We start from the raw sequence: 15,695 nt of genomic DNA on the forward strand, positions 1-15,695 counted from the left end.
TGCGGTGTGGTGCGGGCGGTGGGACCGGTCACGGCGCGACTCCGGGGCGACGGGCATCGAGTACGCGGCGGCCGTCATCGTGTCGATCGCCGTCATCGTCGGCATACTCGCAGCGATGGCGCCGGGGCTGCTCTCTCCGCGCGCCGGGAACGCCGTTTGCCAGGTTTTCCAGGACGGTGGCTGCGCGAGCTCGCCGCCTTCCGATTCCGGACCTTCCGGCTCCCCTTCTCCGGGTGGAACGAGAGGGAAGGGCGGGTCAGCCGACGGCGATACGTCCCGGCCTTCGGACGGCCAGAAGGGCCGGCCCGGCGACCGCTGGGGGCCGCACTGGAACGATGCCTACACCGGGATGCCGCCCGGCGTGGCCGCGCTCTCGGGGTTTAGTCATCAGGTCGGGAATTTCTTCGGCGGAGTCGGTTCCTTCATCAAGGATGCCGGCGGCGGGCTGCTCGGCGGCGTCTGGAGCGATCTGGTCGGTCTCAAGGACCTCGTCGTCCACCCCATCAACTCCGCCAAGGGCATCTGGTGGGCCATCACCCATCCAACACAGTCCGTGCCCATGCTCGTGTGGGACGACAAGTCGCGCGAGGACTGGAACAACGGCAAGAAGGTCCGCGCGGTCTTTCGCGGCATCTGGAACGTGGGGTCGTGGTTCATCCCCTTCTACGACATCGGCAAGGGCATCAGCAAGATCGGCAAGTTCGGCAAAGTCGCCGATGAGGCCGGGAAGGCGGGCAAGTTCGCCAAGACGGCCCGTCTTGCCAAGGAGGCCGGGGAGGCGGCGGCACGGGCCCGCAAGGCGGCCGAGAACGGAGACGTCCCCGCCGCGCGCAAGGCCGCCGAGGACGCTCGCAAGAAAGCGGATGAAGCCGAGCAGGAGGCGAAACGCGCCGGTTGCCGGGTCGGTGGCCTCGGGCCCCCGCTGACAGGCGGATCGTACGGGCGCATGGGGGTGACCCCGACGCTGCCCGCCCGGGCGGCAGCCGGGTGCGATGACGCGGCCAAGGCCCGCAAGGCGGCCGCGGAGGCGGCCAGGCAGCAGCGCGTGGCCGAGCGCGCACAGAAGATCAAAGATATCGACGACGCTCTCGCCAACAAGCGCTACGAGGACGCCGACAAATTCTCCGACGACCTGGAGAAGATGGCGAAGGACGCTGAGGAGCGGGCCGCCAAGGACCCGACGCCCGAGAACAAGAAGGAGGCGCAGGACGCGCGCGCGGCCGCCGAGAAGGCTCGAAACAAGATCGTGGATCAGAAGATAGCGGACAACCTCACGTCTCCCGATGACAATGTCAGGGTGCCGGCCCGAACCGCCCGGGATCTGCGTTCCATCGTGCGGAACTTCGAGAAGAAGTATGGTCCGAACGGCAATCAGGGCGAGATCGACATCGAGACCAACAAGGCGATCGTGGAGGTCGCCAATGGCCGGCAGGCCAAGGGTAAGGTGTCCCAGGCGACCCGCAACAAGAACAATCCGGTCACCAACCCGCAGAGCAAGCCGATCATTGTTTACGCCCCCAACATGAAGTACGGGGCGGTGAAGAATCTGAGGCTGCAGACCGGCGTGACGGTCGTCCAGACCATGGACGAACTGAAGAAGGCACTGCGGGCCCTCGGTGAGCCCGTGCCCTGACGAGAGGAGGCCCCATGGCCGAGTCGGTGTTCCTCGCATTCGGCGAGGAGGTCGACAGGGACCGGTTCATCGGGCTCGTGGCCACGCTCGGCGGGGTGACGGGCCCCGGCGAGCGGGGCGACGCCAGACTCTCCGATGGATACGCACACGTCTGGGTCCATCTCACGGACATCCCCGAGGACGATCCGGACGAGCTCGCCGTGTACGAGGCCCGGCTCGGCGGCAGGGTCGCGGCCGAGATCGAGCTTGAGATCTCCCGCACGAAAGGCAGCGAGCAGCTCGCATGGCGCATCATCGACGCCGCCTCCAGGCACTGGCGGTTCGTCGTCTTCAACGGCCATGACGAGCCCGAAGTTGGGGTCTGCACGGTCGACACCCTGCGCTCCCGGGCCGAGCGGGGCGCCGGCAGCATCTTCTGGCCCCTGAGCGCGGGCGACCGGCCGGAGGACGGCGGCTGATCACCGAGGGGGGAGGCGCGGGCCGTGCGCAGGCCGGGGGCCGGGCCGCCCCTGGTCCCTTGCCGCCTGCCCTGACCGTCGCTACCTTCGGTAGTCATGTCTTCGGTGGACGCAGATGAAGCTCCCCGCCACGGCCGCAGGCTCGGCCCCTACACCCTGATCCGCGTCCTCGGGACGGGCGGCATGGGCACGGTCCACCTCGCCGACGACCCGAGCGGCCGCAAGGTGGCGATCAAGGTCATCAACCGGCGGCTCGCCGACCAGCCGAAGTTCCGCGAGCGTTTCCGGCGCGAGGTCTCCGCGGCCTCCCACGTCCGCCCGTTCTGCACCGCACCGGTGCTTGACGCCGACCTGGACGGCGATCCGCTGTACATCGTCACCGAGTACATTCCCGGCTCTAGTCTGGAAGAGGCCGTCTCGGAGGGGGGCCCGCTGGGCGGGGCCGACCTGGAGGCCCTCGCCGCCGGGGTGGCGACGGCGCTGACCGCGATCCACAGCGCGGGCGTCGTCCATCGGGATCTCAAGCCCGCCAACATCATGCTGTCGCCGTTCGGGCCGCGGGTCATCGACTTCGGCATCGCGCGCAAGCTCGACACCGACGATCGGCTGACCGAAACGGGCCAGTCCATGGGCACGCCGTCCTTCATGGCTCCCGAGGGCCTCGTGGGCGAGCCGATCACCCCCGCGGCCGACGTGTTCACCTGGGGTTGCGTGGTGGCCTTCGCCGGTACGGGCCGTCCGCCCTTCCCCGGCGAGAACGTCGGCGAGATCCTCTACCGGACGGTGCACGGGCAGCCGGACCTCGACGGGCTCGGTTCGAGCCTGAAGAACCTGGTGTTACGCGCCCTCGCCAAGAATCCGGCGGAGAGGCCCACCGCCGTCCGGGTGCTGGAGGAGCTGACCGGCCAAAGTGATCCGGAACACGCCGCACAGAGCGGCATCGTGAGCAGGACGACGTCTCCCGACACCCCCCGGCGACCGGAGCGCGCCGGGCATCGGTCCGCACGCGACGGCCTCACACGGGTCGCCTCCCTGCGCAGGGGCTGGACAGGACGCCGCCGGTGGGCCGTGACCGTAGGAGCGGCGGCGGTCCTGGCGGCGGCGACCGCGGTGCCGTTCCTGCGCGGGGGAGATGACGCCGAGGCGGCCCCGCGCGCGAAGGGAAACGTACTGACCGAGGACTTCGACGGTGGCGGGAGCGGCTGGGACGTCGGCACATGGCCCGGTTACGCGGGCGCCGTCGAGGACGGCCGCTACGTCGTCTCCAAGACCGCCATGGGCGGCTACCGTGTGGTGCGGGCCCCGTCCCGGGAACGTCCACGGAACCTGTCGGTCACCGCCTCCGTGCACCTGCGGTCCACCGATCCGGCGGATGAGGCCGGCGTGTTCTGCCGCGGGGACGAGAGCACCGGATACGAGGTCATGCTCGCCTCCACGGGCGCGGTCCTCATCCGCAAGGGCGGCGCGGACGCGGGGACGTTGCTGGCGAGGTCCCCGCGGCGGATGGGGCGGCCCGGCCGCCCGGAGCGCTTGCGAGCGACCTGCGAGAGCACGGACGGCGGCGTCCGGGTCAGGGCGTGGATCGGCGAGCGGAACGCCGCTGACGTCACCGACCGGCCGGGGCTGCCCCCGGACGGCGCGTTCGGCCTCGTCACCGGACGCGAGCACCGCGAGTGGGGCGCGCCCAGCACGGTGGCCGTGTTCGACGATCTCGTCGTCGACCGGATTTGAGCGCCGGCCCCGCCAGGACCTCGATCAGCGGACGTTCAGGCCCGAGACGGTGGCGTCGTTGAGCCGCGTCCAGGGCACCAGCACACTGACCTTGCTCGTCGTCGCGGGAACCTTGTAGGCGCCCCAGAGGGTGAATGATTCCCCCGGGGCCAGCTCGGCCTTGCCGCTCTGCGACCGCAGCGACGAGCAGACGCACTGCCCATTGGACGTCTCCAGCGGGTAGTACCGTGTTCTCGCCACCGGGTCCAGCAGCAGGACGCCGCCGGCGGCGGAGCCGCGCTGCAGGGGGAAGCTTCCGTGCACGCTGGAGCTGCGATCGAGCCGCGACAGCACATCGATCGTGGACGAGCCGGTGTTGCGGACGGTCCACACCAGCGCGGTCACCCCGGAGGAGTCCCGGTGCAGACCGTTGACCTCGATCTTCAGGCCCTCGGCCTCGGGCGATGTGAACGTGGCGCTGCCCAGCACGGGCGGCACTCCCCTCCCGTATTCGAAGGGCCTGCCCTGCGCGGGCGGGGCGGCGGGCGGCGTCGGCCGTGCGAAGGTCACCGTGACCCGCCGGTTCTTGCGCCGCCCCTGCTCGCTGTCGTTCGGCGCGACCGGGTCCCCGGACCCGTGCCCGGCCGCCTTGAACGCCACGCCCTGCCGGGTGACCAGCTGCTTGAGCCGGGCGGTCACCGTCTGCGCCCGTCGCTCGGACAGCGGCTGGTTGATGGCGTCGTTGCCCGAGGTGTCGGTGTACCCGTCCACCGTCACGGTGGTCCCGCGGGAGGCGTCGACCTGCTTGGCGAGGTTGTCCAGCAGTGCCGAGGCACGCGGAGTGAGATCCGCCTTGTTCAGGGCGAACAGCACGTCGGAGGACAGCCGCACGGAGCGGTTGTCGGCGTCCTCGGTGATCGACTCGTCGTCGCTCTCGGACAGGCTGGACACGGTGAGGATCTTCGGCTCGGCCAGTCGCGCGGAGGCCGGGTCGACGGTCTGGCCCGCGACCGGGCGGACGGGGCCGCTGCCGAGCGGTACGTCCTGGACCGCCGCGCCGGTCGGCAGTGCGAGCGTCACCGAACGCACCTGCGGCGGCGGGGCCGGGAAGACCGCGAAGATGTCGGCCGACCCGCCAGGGGACACCTCGGTGCCGGACAGGTCAGAGCACAGGCAGGCGTGGTCCGCGGTCTGCAGCGGCATATAGAACCTGTTGCCGAGCCCGTCCAGCAGGCCGAGGCCACTGGCGAACAGCACGTTCCCCGAGTCGGGGTCGTTGGACTGGTCACCGAAGGCGTCGGACGGTCGCAGCGGCGCCTGTCCGTCGTTCACAAGCCTCATCTGCGCCGTCACCGCGCCCGCCGACGTCCGGCTCAGCGCCGTCAACTCCAGATGCGCCGGTCCCCCCTTCAGGGCCATCGGGACCGAGCGTCCCACCGCGGGGGCGGACTTTCCGGTTCCGCCGGACTGTGAACCTGGCCGCGGCTTCTTTTCGTCGCCGCCGCAGCCGGCCAGCGCGACGATCCCCGCCATCAGCAGCGCGGTCCAGGCAGCCATGCCGCGCACGCCATTTCCCATCGCTTTCATGACCTTCCTCATTTCGGCTCCAGGCAATAAAAAGAGCGATGGAGAAGGCACCATGTAGGTGACTTTCTCCACCGCTCATGACGGGTCGGCGGGCCACAGGTCGGGGCCTTGGCCAGCTGGTCTGTCAGGGTTTCTTGGTGGGCTTCGGCGTGGGCTGTCCGCCCCCTCCGCCGTTGCCCCCGCCGAACAGGTTGTTGATGGCGTTCGTGAACTGCGTCTTCAGCGTGGAGTTGACGACGGCGATCAGCACGCCGATGACCGCCGCGGCCACCAGGATCAGAGCCGCGTACTCGATGCCGGTCGCCCCGCGGTCCCGCCGCTCCCTGAGCTCCCGGATGACGCCGGCGGCGCGCTCCTGGACGCCGTCGGCCCTGTCCTGAACGAACGTCTGCGCAGTTACGTAAAGAGGGATGATTTGATTCATCTGCTGCCTCCGGCTCTTGCCTGATTCGCTCCGTTGGCAAGAACTCTACGGAAGCCCTCGTGGTAGCCCCAGGGTCCGGCGACCCTATTTCGGCCCTGTCGTTCCGACGCCTCATAGGGCCTTCGGACCCGGACCCGGGCCCCTGGATACGGTGCATCAATGCCCGCCCTCCTCCGCGGTGCCCAGCCAATGCGCTATCGCGGCCGCGCGCGAAGTGACGCCGAGTTTCGCATAGATGCGATTCACGTGGTTCTTTATCGTTTTCTCGGCGAGGAACAGCCGCTCGGCGATGTCCCGGTTGGAGCAGCCCTGCACGATCAGCCGCATCACATCCGCCTCGCGGACGGACAAGTCGAACCGATCCGCCCCCCGGGGACCGGGCCCGATGGCGCCGCGAGCGTACGGAGGTCCGGACGGCCTGCCGGGCTGGGCCGTGTCCGCGTCGGTCCGGGCGGTGTCCGCGTCGTGCCGCGCCGGTTCGACCGGTTCGTGATCGGTGGCGGTCGGCCGATCGCGCACCGCGCCGACGAGTGCGGAGAGCGCGGCCTCCGAGAGCGGGTGGCCGCCCTTCAGCGCACCGTTCACCGCCGTGGTGAGCTCGGCAGGGGTGAACGAACCGTGGACCAGGTATCCGATGGCGCCGTTGGCGATGGCCGCCCGCACCACCTCGGAGTCCTCCGTGTAGGTCAGCATGACGACCTTGCTGATCTCGCTGATCTCGCCCGCCGCCTCGACGCCTCCCACGAGCGGCATCTGCACGTCGAGCAACACCAGGTCGGGTCTCAGGCGCCGGGCCAGCTCCAGTGCCGTCGCGCCGTCGCCCGCCTGGCCCACCACGTCGAAGCCCTCGGCCTCCAGCAGGGACACAAGGCCCATGCGTACGACGACGTTGTCATCGACGACCATCACTTTCACGCCCATGCGTCACACCTCGGCAAGTGATTCGTCTGCTGGTTTCCTGAGGGAGAGCCTGACGGTGACGGTGGTGCCGCGGCCCGGCTCCGAATCCATCTGGACTGTTCCACCGACGCGCTCCGCCCTCTCGCGCAGACCGATCAAGCCGTAATGGCCGCCCGCGGCCAGCATGCTCGGGGCCTGTATCTCGAAGCCGCATCCGTCGTCGGCCACCGTGAGCACTGCGTCCCCGCCGTCCCACGCCAGGAAGACCTCGACCCGGGCCGCGCCGGCATGCCGCTGGACGTTCGCCAGCGCCTCGCCGAGGATCGCCTTCAACTCGTGGCGTGCGCGCAGAGGAAGATCCACCGAGTCGTCGACCCGGCAGGTCACGCCGATGCCGACGGCGGCTCCCCAGTCTTCGGTGACCTCGCGGACGACGTCCGGGAGGGGGCGGACGGGCGACTCCTGGCGCAGTTCGGTGAGCAGCTGCCGAGCCTCCCGGGAGGCGATCTCGGCGGCGAGCGCGACGGTGCGGGCCTCTTGCACCGCCCGCGCCTGGTCCCGGCACACCCAGGCCGGCAGGGCCGCGGCCGCCATGGCGATGCCGCGCAGTGTCTTGGCCAGGGAGTCATGCATCTCCCGGGCGAGCCGGGTGCGCTCCTCCGCCGCGGCGGCGTTCACCTCCGCCCGGCGCAGTTCGGCCTCCTTGGTGACCAGGTCGTCCAGTAGATGACGCAACGCCACCCCAGCGAAACCGGCCAGCGGATAATAGAGGGGCTGGCCCAGCACCATCTGGAAGTCGATGTCGATGTGCTCGGACACCGTCAGGGAGTAGGTCGTGTAGTAGCACACCATCTGCAGACCCGCGACGACGAGCATCCCCTGCCACCGGTAGATGAGCCCCGCCAGCGCGGCCGTCACCACCGTGGACAGGAAGAACGGACCCGAGACGCCGCCGATGCCGAGCACGGTGTAGAGCACGACCATGTCCAGCGCGAACAGCAGCGGGTGCGCGGCGAGGTGCGGCGCGATGAACCGCCAGCTGCGGGCCGCCAGCCACGACAGCACCACGATGAGCAGCACCAGCAGGAACGAGGCGGCGGTCACCTCCTGGGCGGAGACCAGCAGCAGGGTCACCGCGGCGATGAGCATCCGGATCTGCATGAGCATCCGGAACGCGGCCCCGACGCGTTCGGGCACCGGTCCGCCGTCCGGACGTAACTTCTCAGTTGCCGAAGATGCCACCCGTGCTCGCTCCCGACCCGTAGAAGAGTGCCCCCAACACGATCAGCATCAGCGCGGGCAGCGTCAAAGCCATCGTCACCGCGGTGATCTTGGGGGTGGTCCGCTGGGCCTTGCGTTTGGCCCACTGCGCCGACGTCCGACGCAGATCGTTGCTGATGTCCACCAGCGCGTCGCCCAACGGCGCGCCCAGTTCCTCCGCCTGGAGGAGCGCCGTCACGAACTGGTTGACGGCCTCGGAGTCGTTGCGCTCCCGCAGATCCTCGAACGCCTCGCGACGGGGCGTGCCCAGTTCCATCTGCCGCAGCGCGATGAGGAACTCCTCAGCCAGCGGGCCGGGCATGCTCTCGGCCGCCCGGCCGAGCGCCGTCCGGAAGCTGAGCCCCGCGCTGACCGTGACCGCCAGCACGTCCAGCAGGTCGGGCATCGAACGCTGGATGTCGTCCTGCCGGGAGGCCTTCCGTCCGTACAGCATCAGTTCGGGCTGGAGCCAGCCGGCGAAGCAGAGGAGGCCGAAGAACGGGTGTCCTGTCAGCATGAGAAGGAGCCCGAGCAAGCCGAACAGCACCACATAGCCGGCCGTTCGGCGCGCGTACGATTCCACGGTCATTCCGCCGGGGCGGCCCGCCGCGTCGATCCGCCCGCGGATGCTGCGCCGCCACGGTTGAACCAGCTCCATGACGGAACGGGTGAACGGCGTCCCGAGCCGCTCCGCGATGACGTCCAGGACGAAGACCTCCCGCGTCGCCGACGTGCCCGACGACGGGATCGCCGACGCGTTGATCTTCTGGCCGGAGGTCGCCAGCGCGAGGCCCCAGACGCCGAGGAGCACACAGAGCACGGCGCTCCCACCGAGCGTGATGACGGTCAGCATGGGGGCCTCACACGTCGATCCGGGTGATCCGGCGAATGATCAGGAGGCTGGAGACGAAGAGCGTCGCGGCGGTGGCGAGGAGGACCTGACCGACGAGGTGCTCGCTCATGAGCCGCAACGCGCCGGGCTGGAGCAGGTTGACCAGCCCCAGCCCGACCACGCTGAGCACGCCGATCGCCCAGTTGGTCACCACGGCCTCACCCATGATCGTCTTGACCTCGCGCCGCGTCTCCTTGCGTTCCTCCAGCGTGGTCGCGATCGTGCGCAGCGCGGTGACCAGTGAGCCGCCCGCCCGCGCCGAGACGACCAGCGTGCTGACCAGGACGCCCAGCTCGCGAGACGGCAGCCGCTCGGCGAGGTCGCGCAGCGCCTCGTCCACCGGCTGGCCGATCCGCAGGGCGTCGGCCGTGCGCTTGAGCTCCTCGCCCGCCGGGGCGGCGAGCTCGTCCGCGGCGATCTCGATGGCGGTGCGCATCACCAGACCCGCGTGGGTGGCGTTGGACAGTACCCGCGCCAGCTCGGGAAGCTGGGCGATGAACTCCTCCTTGCGGCGCTCCTCCCGGCGGCGCACGTAGGCGAAGAAGAGGACCCCGACCCCGGCCGCGGCGGCGAGGCCGAACACGGGGGCGATCCACCGCCCGATGAGGACGATCGCCACCGCGCAACCGGCGACCATCAGGCCCAGGAAGGTCGTGACGCTCATCCGGGTGCCGGAGACGGCCAGCCGCCGGGCCACCGCCCTCCCGACGCCGGTGCGGCGGACGGCCATGTCGAGCCGGCCTCTCAGCGTCATCACGCGCCCGTCGGGTCCGAGCGCCGAGCGGGCGACGAGCTGCCGCCGCTGTCCCCAGCCGGCGCCGAGCTCCGCGACCCCCAAGATCGCGAGAGCCAGAGTCACCACGAGCACCAGCAGGATGAGCGGATAGGGCACATTCATCGCAGGGACTTCCTTTCCGTCGTGCCGTCATCGGCCCCGGCGTCCGCGCGTCGTCCCCGGGAGCCCGCGGGCGCGAAGGCGGGCGGCACCGCTTCCCCGGCGTAGAAGAGCCTTCTGGCCAGCCGGTCGGACAGCGGGCGCGGGGTGAACACGCCGCGTACGACGCGATCCGCACCCACCGGTTCGGTCTCGAACCGCATGGCCTGCCGGAGTGCGAGTTCCCCATCGCCCTCGTTCTCGACGACGGCCACTTCGACGATCCGGCGTGACCCGTCCGGGCCCCTGCTCAGCTGGACGACCGCGTCGATGGCGCTGCTGATCTGGGCGTTGATCGCCTCGTAGGGGAGCTTGACGTCGCTCATGCTCGCCAGCGTCCGGAGCCGGTGCACGGTGTCCTCGGTGGAGTTGGCATGCACGGTCACCAGCGAACCGTCGTGACCGGTGTTCATCGCCTGGAGCATGTCCAGGGTCTCGCCACCGCGGACCTCGCCGACGATGATGCGGTCGGGGCGCATGCGCAGCGCGTTGCGGACCAGGTCCCGGATGGTGATCGATCCCATGCCCTCGATGTTCGGCGGGCGCGCCTCCAGCGGGACGACGTGCTCCTGCCGCAGCTGGAGCTCGGCCGAGTCCTCGATCGTGATGATGCGCTCGGTCCCCGGGACGAAGGCCGACAGCGCGTTGAGCATCGTGGTCTTCCCGGTGCCCGTGCCGCCCGAGATGACCAGGTTCAGCCGGGCCCGGACGAATGCCGCCAGCAGCATGCCCGTCGCGGCGTCCAGCGACTTCATCTCGACGAGTTCCTCGACGGTGTAAGCGCGGGGGAAGCGCCGGATGGTGAGGACGGGCCCGGCCAGGGAGAGCGGCGGAATGATCACGTTGACGCGCTCCCCGGTGGGCAGGCGCGCGTCCACCATCGGGCTGGACTCGTCCACGCGCCGGTTGACCTGCGCGACGATCCGATCGATGGTCTGGTAGAGCTGGTCCTCGCTGGCGAAGCCGCTGTCGAGCCGGTGCACGATCCCGAACCGCTCCACGAACACCGCGTCCGGGCCGTTCACCATGATCTCGGTGACGTTCGGATCCGCGAGCAGCGGTTCCAGCACACCGAGGCCGAGCGCCTCGTCCACCACCCGGCGGATGAGGTTCGCCCGCTCGTCCACGGCCAGCACCGGGCCCTCGCGGGAGACCAGCAGACCCGTCACCTTCTCCAGCCGGGCCCGCCGCTGCGCCATGCTGAGCCGGGCCAGCTCGTCGAGGTTGATCTCTTCGAGCAGCCGCTGCCGCCAGTGGCCGACCGTGTGCCTGCTGGTCCTGTCGCCGGCCGATCGGTCGTCCTCAAGCCGATCCTTCAGTGCCATTCCTCACCCCAGGGGCATGGTGACGGAGCGGGTCACGGTGTAGTCCAACGGGATGCCCTTCCATATCAGCGGGAGCTGCGCCCGGACGCGGCAGTAGACGCCGTCGTCCCCGCTCACCGAGCGGTGTCCTCCGTCGATCGTGTAGTCGTTCAGCCATCCGGGCATCGCGCGGTTCGCGAACTCCTCGCAGAGCCCTGGCTCGTATCGCTTCCCCGCCTCACGGGCGCCGGTGCGCGCCGCGTTGTCCACGCGCTCGACCGTGGTGGAGGCCACATAGCCCTGGAAGGCCAGGAAGATGACGAAGGCCGCGAGCGGGAAGACTCCGGCGAACTCCAGTGCGGCGGCCCCGCGGTCGTGCCGCCCGCGAAGCAGGTTCATCGCGCCTCCCGGTCCCGTTCGTTGACGATCCTGGCCCGGGTCCTGATGCCCCAGGAGCTGCGCAGGCCGGGCAGCAGGACGGGTGTGTCGATGGTGACCTCCGCGTAGCCGTCCTGGACGTCGAGGTGCAGGTGCTCGTCCTTCCACTTGCCGTAGATGCCGGTGACCGCGCGCCGTCGCACCTCCTCCCGGTTCCTGCGCGCCTCCTCGGTGTCCCGATGGTCGTATCCGGTCACCGCCACGACACGCGCCGCCTCGTTGGAGGCATGGCTGGAGTACATGGACGTCAGGCCGACCAGCACCACCTGCCAGACGACCAGGCCCACCAGCCCGATGAGCGGGACCATGCCCGCGAACTCCAGCGCGACGGCGCCCCGGTCGCCCGCCGCCTTCACGGGCGCCGCGGCGCCGGCCTCGCCGCCGGTCAGGCCTAGATCGGCGGCGAGCTGCCCGACCGCCTTCCGGAACTCGGGGTGGCGCACCGCGTCGGGACGCCCGGTGTTGGCAGCCTCCTCCAAGGCCCTGAAACAGGCGGGCACGGTGACCTTCCGCAGAGGCGAGCCCACCATCTTGCGGGCCAGTTCCGGCTGGATCTCGTTGCGCCTGCCGTGCTTGGCCAGGAGCACCGAGACGTCCTCCTTCTTCCGGATGGCGAGGCGCCCCCACATCCCGGTGAGTCGCTTGACCGACCGCAGTGCCGGGACGTCCGGGGTCGCCACGATCACGACCTCGTCCGCCACCTCGACGGCGACCGCGTTCGCGTCGGTCATGTGGGAGCCGCCGTCGACGATGACCACGTCGTACCGCGACCTGATCAACGTGAGGATCTGCCGGCTGGCGCGGGCGGAGAGTTCTTCGGAGTCCTCCCCCCGTTCGGGGCCGAGCAGCAGATGCGGTCCGAGCGTGTGAACGTACAGCGCCTCCGCGACGACCGCGCCATCCAGGTCGCCGGCGGCGGCCGCCAGGTCGGCGATGCTGTGCCGGTGCTGGACGTCCAGATAGGCGGAGATGTCGCCCTTTTGAAGATCCATCTCCACAAGGCACACCTTCTGCCCGGTGGTGGCGACCGCGATGGCCGTGTGGATGGCCAGCGTCGTGACGCCGACTCCGCCCTTGGCCCCGCACAGGGTCACGAGCCTGCCCAGACCGGTGGAGCCCGGAGCGGCCTCGGCCGAGACGAAATACCGGTGCATCGTGCGCGACCACTCGGCGGCCTGAGACACCCGGCTCTGCAGTTCCGACAGCGTCGGCTCGTTCGAGACGACGCCGCGCGCCCCGGCGGACATGGCGGCCGCGAACGTGTCGGCGCTCGAGGTGTCGGCGATGAGCACGACCGCGAGCTGGGGATACCTGACGACCAAGTCGCGGACGAGGTCGAACGCGGGCAGCGGGCCCAGCCGCTCATGGACGAGGACCACGTCGAGCCCGGGGTCGGCGGCCACGCTCGCCGCCACGTCGTCGGAGCTGTTCTGGACCGCGACGACCTCGATGTCGTTCAGCTCGCGGAACTGGCCGGTCAGCACGGTGGTGAACTGGCGGTCGTCGACACCCAGCAGTACTCGGATGGGCATGCGCCGTCACCTCGCCGGGAGCGTTTCGCAGACGGGCGGGAGCTTGACGCCGTCCAGACCCTGCCCGGACCCGCCGATCAGTGCCAGCCTGATCTTGTTCGCGAAGCTCTCCTCGCGGGTGAGCTTCAGGCTGTCGGCGGCACTCAGCGCGAAGGTGATCGGCACCTGGGAGTCGGTGACCGTGTTGTCCTTCTCGTCCTGCACCTTGGTCTCCTGGCCGATCTGGATGACCCTGGCGGCCTTGACGATCCGCGCGGCGCAGGACTCCTGCCGGTTGCCCTGCTGGTTCTGGTAGGTGGCGTAGATGTCCACCGCCATGCCCTTGCGCACCTTGCCCGCCACCCCGGTCTCAGCGTCGATCATGATGGCGATCTCGCGCTGCCCCGGCTGCAGGACCGGACCCGGGACGAGCATGCCGACCTGCAGGAAGGCGCCCGCCGGGAGGTCGGCGGCGGCGACCTTCCCGTCCAACTGCGACAGGTCCGTCACCATGGTGTCCGGGGACCACTTGCGCGGTACCCGGATCCGTTCGAGGTCGTCGGTGGTGACCAGGTCGAAGGCCGCGATCGGCCGCTTAAGCCTGAGTACGTCCGTCTTCACGCCGACCTCGGCCCGCACCGAGCCGACGTATCCGACGATGCTGATGAACACGGCGACGGCACCCAACGCAGCCAAGACCATCAGCAGAACTCCACGTCGCTGGCGCGGGTTCATGGGACTCCGTTTCCTAGCAGAGGGGGCATGGAGGCTTTACCGGTGGCCCCGGGGGCGGAAGACGACGGTGCCGTTGCGCGGCCACTCGTCGTCCGGAGCCGTAACGGGGACCCGCTCGGGCGGGGGGTCGGTGTCCGCGGCGGGCGGGGCCGCGGAACCGTCGAGGAGTATGTCGGGCGACGCCGCACCCGCGGGCGGAGGCGGGCGTCCGATGTCGGTGGGTCCGGGGACGCCGGCCGGTCCGACCGGTGCCGTTCCGCCGTTGCGGCGGGATGCCGGTGCGGCGCCGTTGCCCCAGGAGCCCGGGGGAGGTTGCACACGCGTTCGGTCCCCCTCCCAGGTACCCGCATCCGGGGCCTGGGAGGAGCGGTCCCCGGGATGCGGGGCGGGCGGCCGTGGCCGAACGGCCGACGGCTGGGATCGTCCTGGGGGAACGGGCCCGGCGGGAGGCGCTTCTTCGGCGGGCTGGACCATGAGGCAGAACGGGCACTCGGGCAGGGCGGTCGGTTCGCCGCACCATCCGCACGGCCTGTACGGAGAACCGGCCAGGAGGCTCTGCAGCGCCCGCGGATGTCCGCTGAACGCGACGAACTCGGTGTACTTCTTCGTCCCCCAGTAGTCCGCGCTCATCGGTTGCGGGGCCACAGGGGTCGACGACACGGCGGCGAGCACCGGTCGCATCTTGCTCTGGAGCCATCCGGCATCGCCGTTCGCGTCGGCCACCAGCATCAGCACAGGGTCGGCGGGCCGCGACGCCGGTTGCGGGACGGGCTTGGAGGCGGTGATGCGGTGCACCTCCGGGTGCGCGCCGGCCGTCACCGCGAAACCGCCGCCGGGCAGATAGGAGGAGACGTGCGCCCCGAGTCCGGTCTTGACGTGCTCCAGGCGCGCCACGCTGTTCACCCAGGCCCCCGCATGGACGGTCTCGCAGAGCCGGTGGACGAGGGTCGCGAGGACCCCGGGCCGTGCGTGGGCCGACGCGAACGTCAACTGGTCGGCGACCAGCGACAGCGCGAGCGGTGGCACGTCCAGCGGCAGCCCGGCGATCCGGTCGGTGAGCAGAGCGGAGCGTGCCAGGCGTACCAGCCGTTGCGCACGGCCCCTCTTCCACGCCGGATACAGCACCAGCACGGCGCCGCGCTGCCGAAGGGCGTGCGCCATGTGGTCGACGAAGGCGGGCGCGGCCTCGTCGCCCGGACCCTCCACGGCCACCCGCTGGGCCACCGCGGCCTGCAGAATGCCGGTGCTGGGAAAGTCGCCGACGAGCACCACCGCGGTCACGGGCACCTCGGATGATCTTTTGGCCTCACCGGGCGGACCCCTCCCGTCCTGAACGGCGACCGAACGGCAGACGACCTATTCGCCTGGTCACGGAGTCGCTGACTATAGTCATTACGGCTGTAACCATTCAAGGGATTGGCCCTTCCGGCAGGGTGCCGGCATCAAAACCGGGGAGCGTCACATTGTTCGATGCCGCGTGCGACGCCAAGGTTCCCGGCGGCGGTGACAGGTTCGAAGAATCTTGTCACATCCGTCCTGACATGCGTTGACGGAAAGGACGTTCGGCCTGGCCGAGGCATGTGCGGGTGGGAGTCGCCCGGCGTCGTGGCGGATGCGGCCCAGAAGAGTGGAATTTTCCACTCTTCTCTCCGATGGTAGCTCTACCTGGCCATTCTCGCCGAAGCGCCGAGTGTTGATCAACGGCGCGCGAAAGGTCCACATTCGGCCATGAAACCGGGCCCCAGGGCCCTAGACACGGCCGCGTGTCCGGTCCTTGGTCATTGACGGGAATTGGCCGGGGCCAATGGTGCCGCTGGGGCGATAATCGATGACGCGGCCGGTCACGGAGAGTGCGGAACAGGCGGGGGCGAAAGCGCGGCCGCACTCGACGAGGTCAGGCGGCCTCGAA

At 70.1% G+C, this 15,695-nt stretch carries 14 protein-coding genes; 3 read left to right on the forward strand and 11 right to left on the reverse strand.

What is annotated here, in order from left to right; all coding sequences use genetic code 11:
• Positions 1-79 precede the first annotated feature (79 nt).
• The 3 genes from AB0H37_RS37165 to AB0H37_RS37175 all read left to right on the forward strand — a co-directional run bounded on the left by AB0H37_RS37165 (position 80) and on the right by AB0H37_RS37175 (position 3,822).
• Positions 80-1,633, forward strand: a complete 1,554-nt coding sequence (locus tag AB0H37_RS37165; RefSeq protein WP_360617309.1) for a hypothetical protein — start codon at positions 80-82, stop codon at positions 1,631-1,633.
• 14 nt (positions 1,634-1,647) lie between these two features.
• A complete protein-coding gene (locus tag AB0H37_RS37170; protein ID WP_360617310.1) occupies positions 1,648-2,091 on the forward strand; it encodes a hypothetical protein in 444 nt (147 codons plus the stop codon).
• 105 nt (positions 2,092-2,196) lie between these two features.
• The gene (locus tag AB0H37_RS37175; RefSeq protein WP_360617311.1) at positions 2,197-3,822 is read left to right on the forward strand and encodes a serine/threonine-protein kinase; all 1,626 of its coding nucleotides are present in this window, start codon (positions 2,197-2,199) and stop codon (positions 3,820-3,822) included.
• A gap of 24 nt (positions 3,823-3,846) precedes the next feature.
• Here the strand turns inward: AB0H37_RS37175 and AB0H37_RS37180 are convergent, their stop codons facing one another.
• The 11 genes from AB0H37_RS37180 to AB0H37_RS37230 all read right to left on the reverse strand — a co-directional run bounded on the left by AB0H37_RS37180 (position 3,847) and on the right by AB0H37_RS37230 (position 15,067).
• On the reverse strand, positions 3,847-5,358 hold the full coding sequence (locus AB0H37_RS37180; protein WP_360617312.1) for an OmpA family protein: 1,512 nt from the start codon (positions 5,356-5,358) through the stop codon (positions 3,847-3,849).
• Between the two features lie 154 nt (positions 5,359-5,512).
• Positions 5,513-5,812: a DUF4244 domain-containing protein gene (locus AB0H37_RS37185; RefSeq protein ID WP_360617313.1), complete on the reverse strand. Its 300-nt coding sequence runs from the start codon at positions 5,810-5,812 to the stop codon at positions 5,513-5,515.
• A gap of 156 nt (positions 5,813-5,968) precedes the next feature.
• Positions 5,969-6,733, reverse strand: coding sequence for a response regulator transcription factor (locus AB0H37_RS37190; protein ID WP_360617314.1), 765 nt, complete (start codon positions 6,731-6,733; stop codon positions 5,969-5,971).
• A gap of 3 nt (positions 6,734-6,736) precedes the next feature.
• Complete coding sequence (locus AB0H37_RS37195; RefSeq protein WP_360617315.1) at positions 6,737-7,909, reverse strand: ATP-binding protein; 1,173 nt, start codon at positions 7,907-7,909, stop codon at positions 6,737-6,739.
• A gap of 25 nt (positions 7,910-7,934) precedes the next feature.
• Positions 7,935-8,825, reverse strand: a complete 891-nt coding sequence (locus tag AB0H37_RS37200) for a type II secretion system F family protein (protein ID WP_360617316.1) — start codon at positions 8,823-8,825, stop codon at positions 7,935-7,937.
• 7 nt (positions 8,826-8,832) lie between these two features.
• On the reverse strand, positions 8,833-9,762 hold the full coding sequence (locus AB0H37_RS37205; protein ID WP_360617318.1) for a type II secretion system F family protein: 930 nt from the start codon (positions 9,760-9,762) through the stop codon (positions 8,833-8,835).
• Positions 9,759-11,123: a CpaF family protein gene (locus AB0H37_RS37210; RefSeq protein WP_360617319.1), complete on the reverse strand. Its 1,365-nt coding sequence runs from the start codon at positions 11,121-11,123 to the stop codon at positions 9,759-9,761. Before AB0H37_RS37210 ends, AB0H37_RS37205 begins: the two co-directional genes overlap by 4 nt.
• A gap of 3 nt (positions 11,124-11,126) precedes the next feature.
• A complete protein-coding gene (locus AB0H37_RS37215; RefSeq protein ID WP_360617320.1) occupies positions 11,127-11,501 on the reverse strand; it encodes a TadE family protein in 375 nt (124 codons plus the stop codon).
• Positions 11,498-13,072 carry an AAA family ATPase gene (locus tag AB0H37_RS37220; protein ID WP_360617322.1) on the reverse strand — a complete coding sequence of 525 codons (1,575 nt, stop codon included), beginning with the start codon at positions 13,070-13,072 and terminating at the stop codon, positions 11,498-11,500. The genes AB0H37_RS37215 and AB0H37_RS37220 overlap by 4 nt, the downstream gene beginning before the upstream one ends.
• Positions 13,073-13,078: 6 nt before the next feature.
• Positions 13,079-13,786 carry a Flp pilus assembly protein CpaB gene (gene cpaB / locus AB0H37_RS37225; protein WP_360617324.1) on the reverse strand — a complete coding sequence of 236 codons (708 nt, stop codon included), beginning with the start codon at positions 13,784-13,786 and terminating at the stop codon, positions 13,079-13,081.
• Between the two features lie 36 nt (positions 13,787-13,822).
• On the reverse strand, positions 13,823-15,067 hold the full coding sequence (locus AB0H37_RS37230) for a hypothetical protein (protein WP_360617326.1): 1,245 nt from the start codon (positions 15,065-15,067) through the stop codon (positions 13,823-13,825).
• Positions 15,068-15,695: the final 628 nt, after the last annotated feature.

The organism is Actinomadura sp. NPDC023710, from assembly GCF_040639875.1.
GTDB lineage: Bacteria > Actinomycetota > Actinomycetes > Streptosporangiales > Streptosporangiaceae > Spirillospora > Spirillospora citrea.

Bases quoted from the DNA above. Each gene is read 5' to 3' on its own strand.
- AB0H37_RS37190 (WP_360617314.1), bottom strand. From the start codon at position 6,733: ATGGGCGTGAAAGTGATGGTCGTCGATGACAACGTCGTCGTACGCATG.
- AB0H37_RS37215 (WP_360617320.1), bottom strand. From the start codon at position 11,501: ATGAACCTGCTTCGCGGGCGGCACGACCGCGGGGCCGCCGCACTGGAG.
- AB0H37_RS37210 (WP_360617319.1), bottom strand. From the start codon at position 11,123: ATGGCACTGAAGGATCGGCTTGAGGACGACCGATCGGCCGGCGACAGG.
- AB0H37_RS37220 (WP_360617322.1), bottom strand. From the start codon at position 13,072: ATGCCCATCCGAGTACTGCTGGGTGTCGACGACCGCCAGTTCACCACC.
- AB0H37_RS37200 (WP_360617316.1), bottom strand. From the start codon at position 8,825: ATGCTGACCGTCATCACGCTCGGTGGGAGCGCCGTGCTCTGTGTGCTC.
- AB0H37_RS37205 (WP_360617318.1), bottom strand. From the start codon at position 9,762: ATGAATGTGCCCTATCCGCTCATCCTGCTGGTGCTCGTGGTGACTCTG.
- AB0H37_RS37185 (WP_360617313.1), bottom strand. From the start codon at position 5,812: ATGAATCAAATCATCCCTCTTTACGTAACTGCGCAGACGTTCGTTCAG.
- AB0H37_RS37180 (WP_360617312.1), bottom strand. From the start codon at position 5,358: ATGGCTGCCTGGACCGCGCTGCTGATGGCGGGGATCGTCGCGCTGGCC.
- AB0H37_RS37170 (WP_360617310.1), top strand. From the start codon at position 1,648: ATGGCCGAGTCGGTGTTCCTCGCATTCGGCGAGGAGGTCGACAGGGAC.
- cpaB (WP_360617324.1), bottom strand. From the start codon at position 13,786: ATGAACCCGCGCCAGCGACGTGGAGTTCTGCTGATGGTCTTGGCTGCG.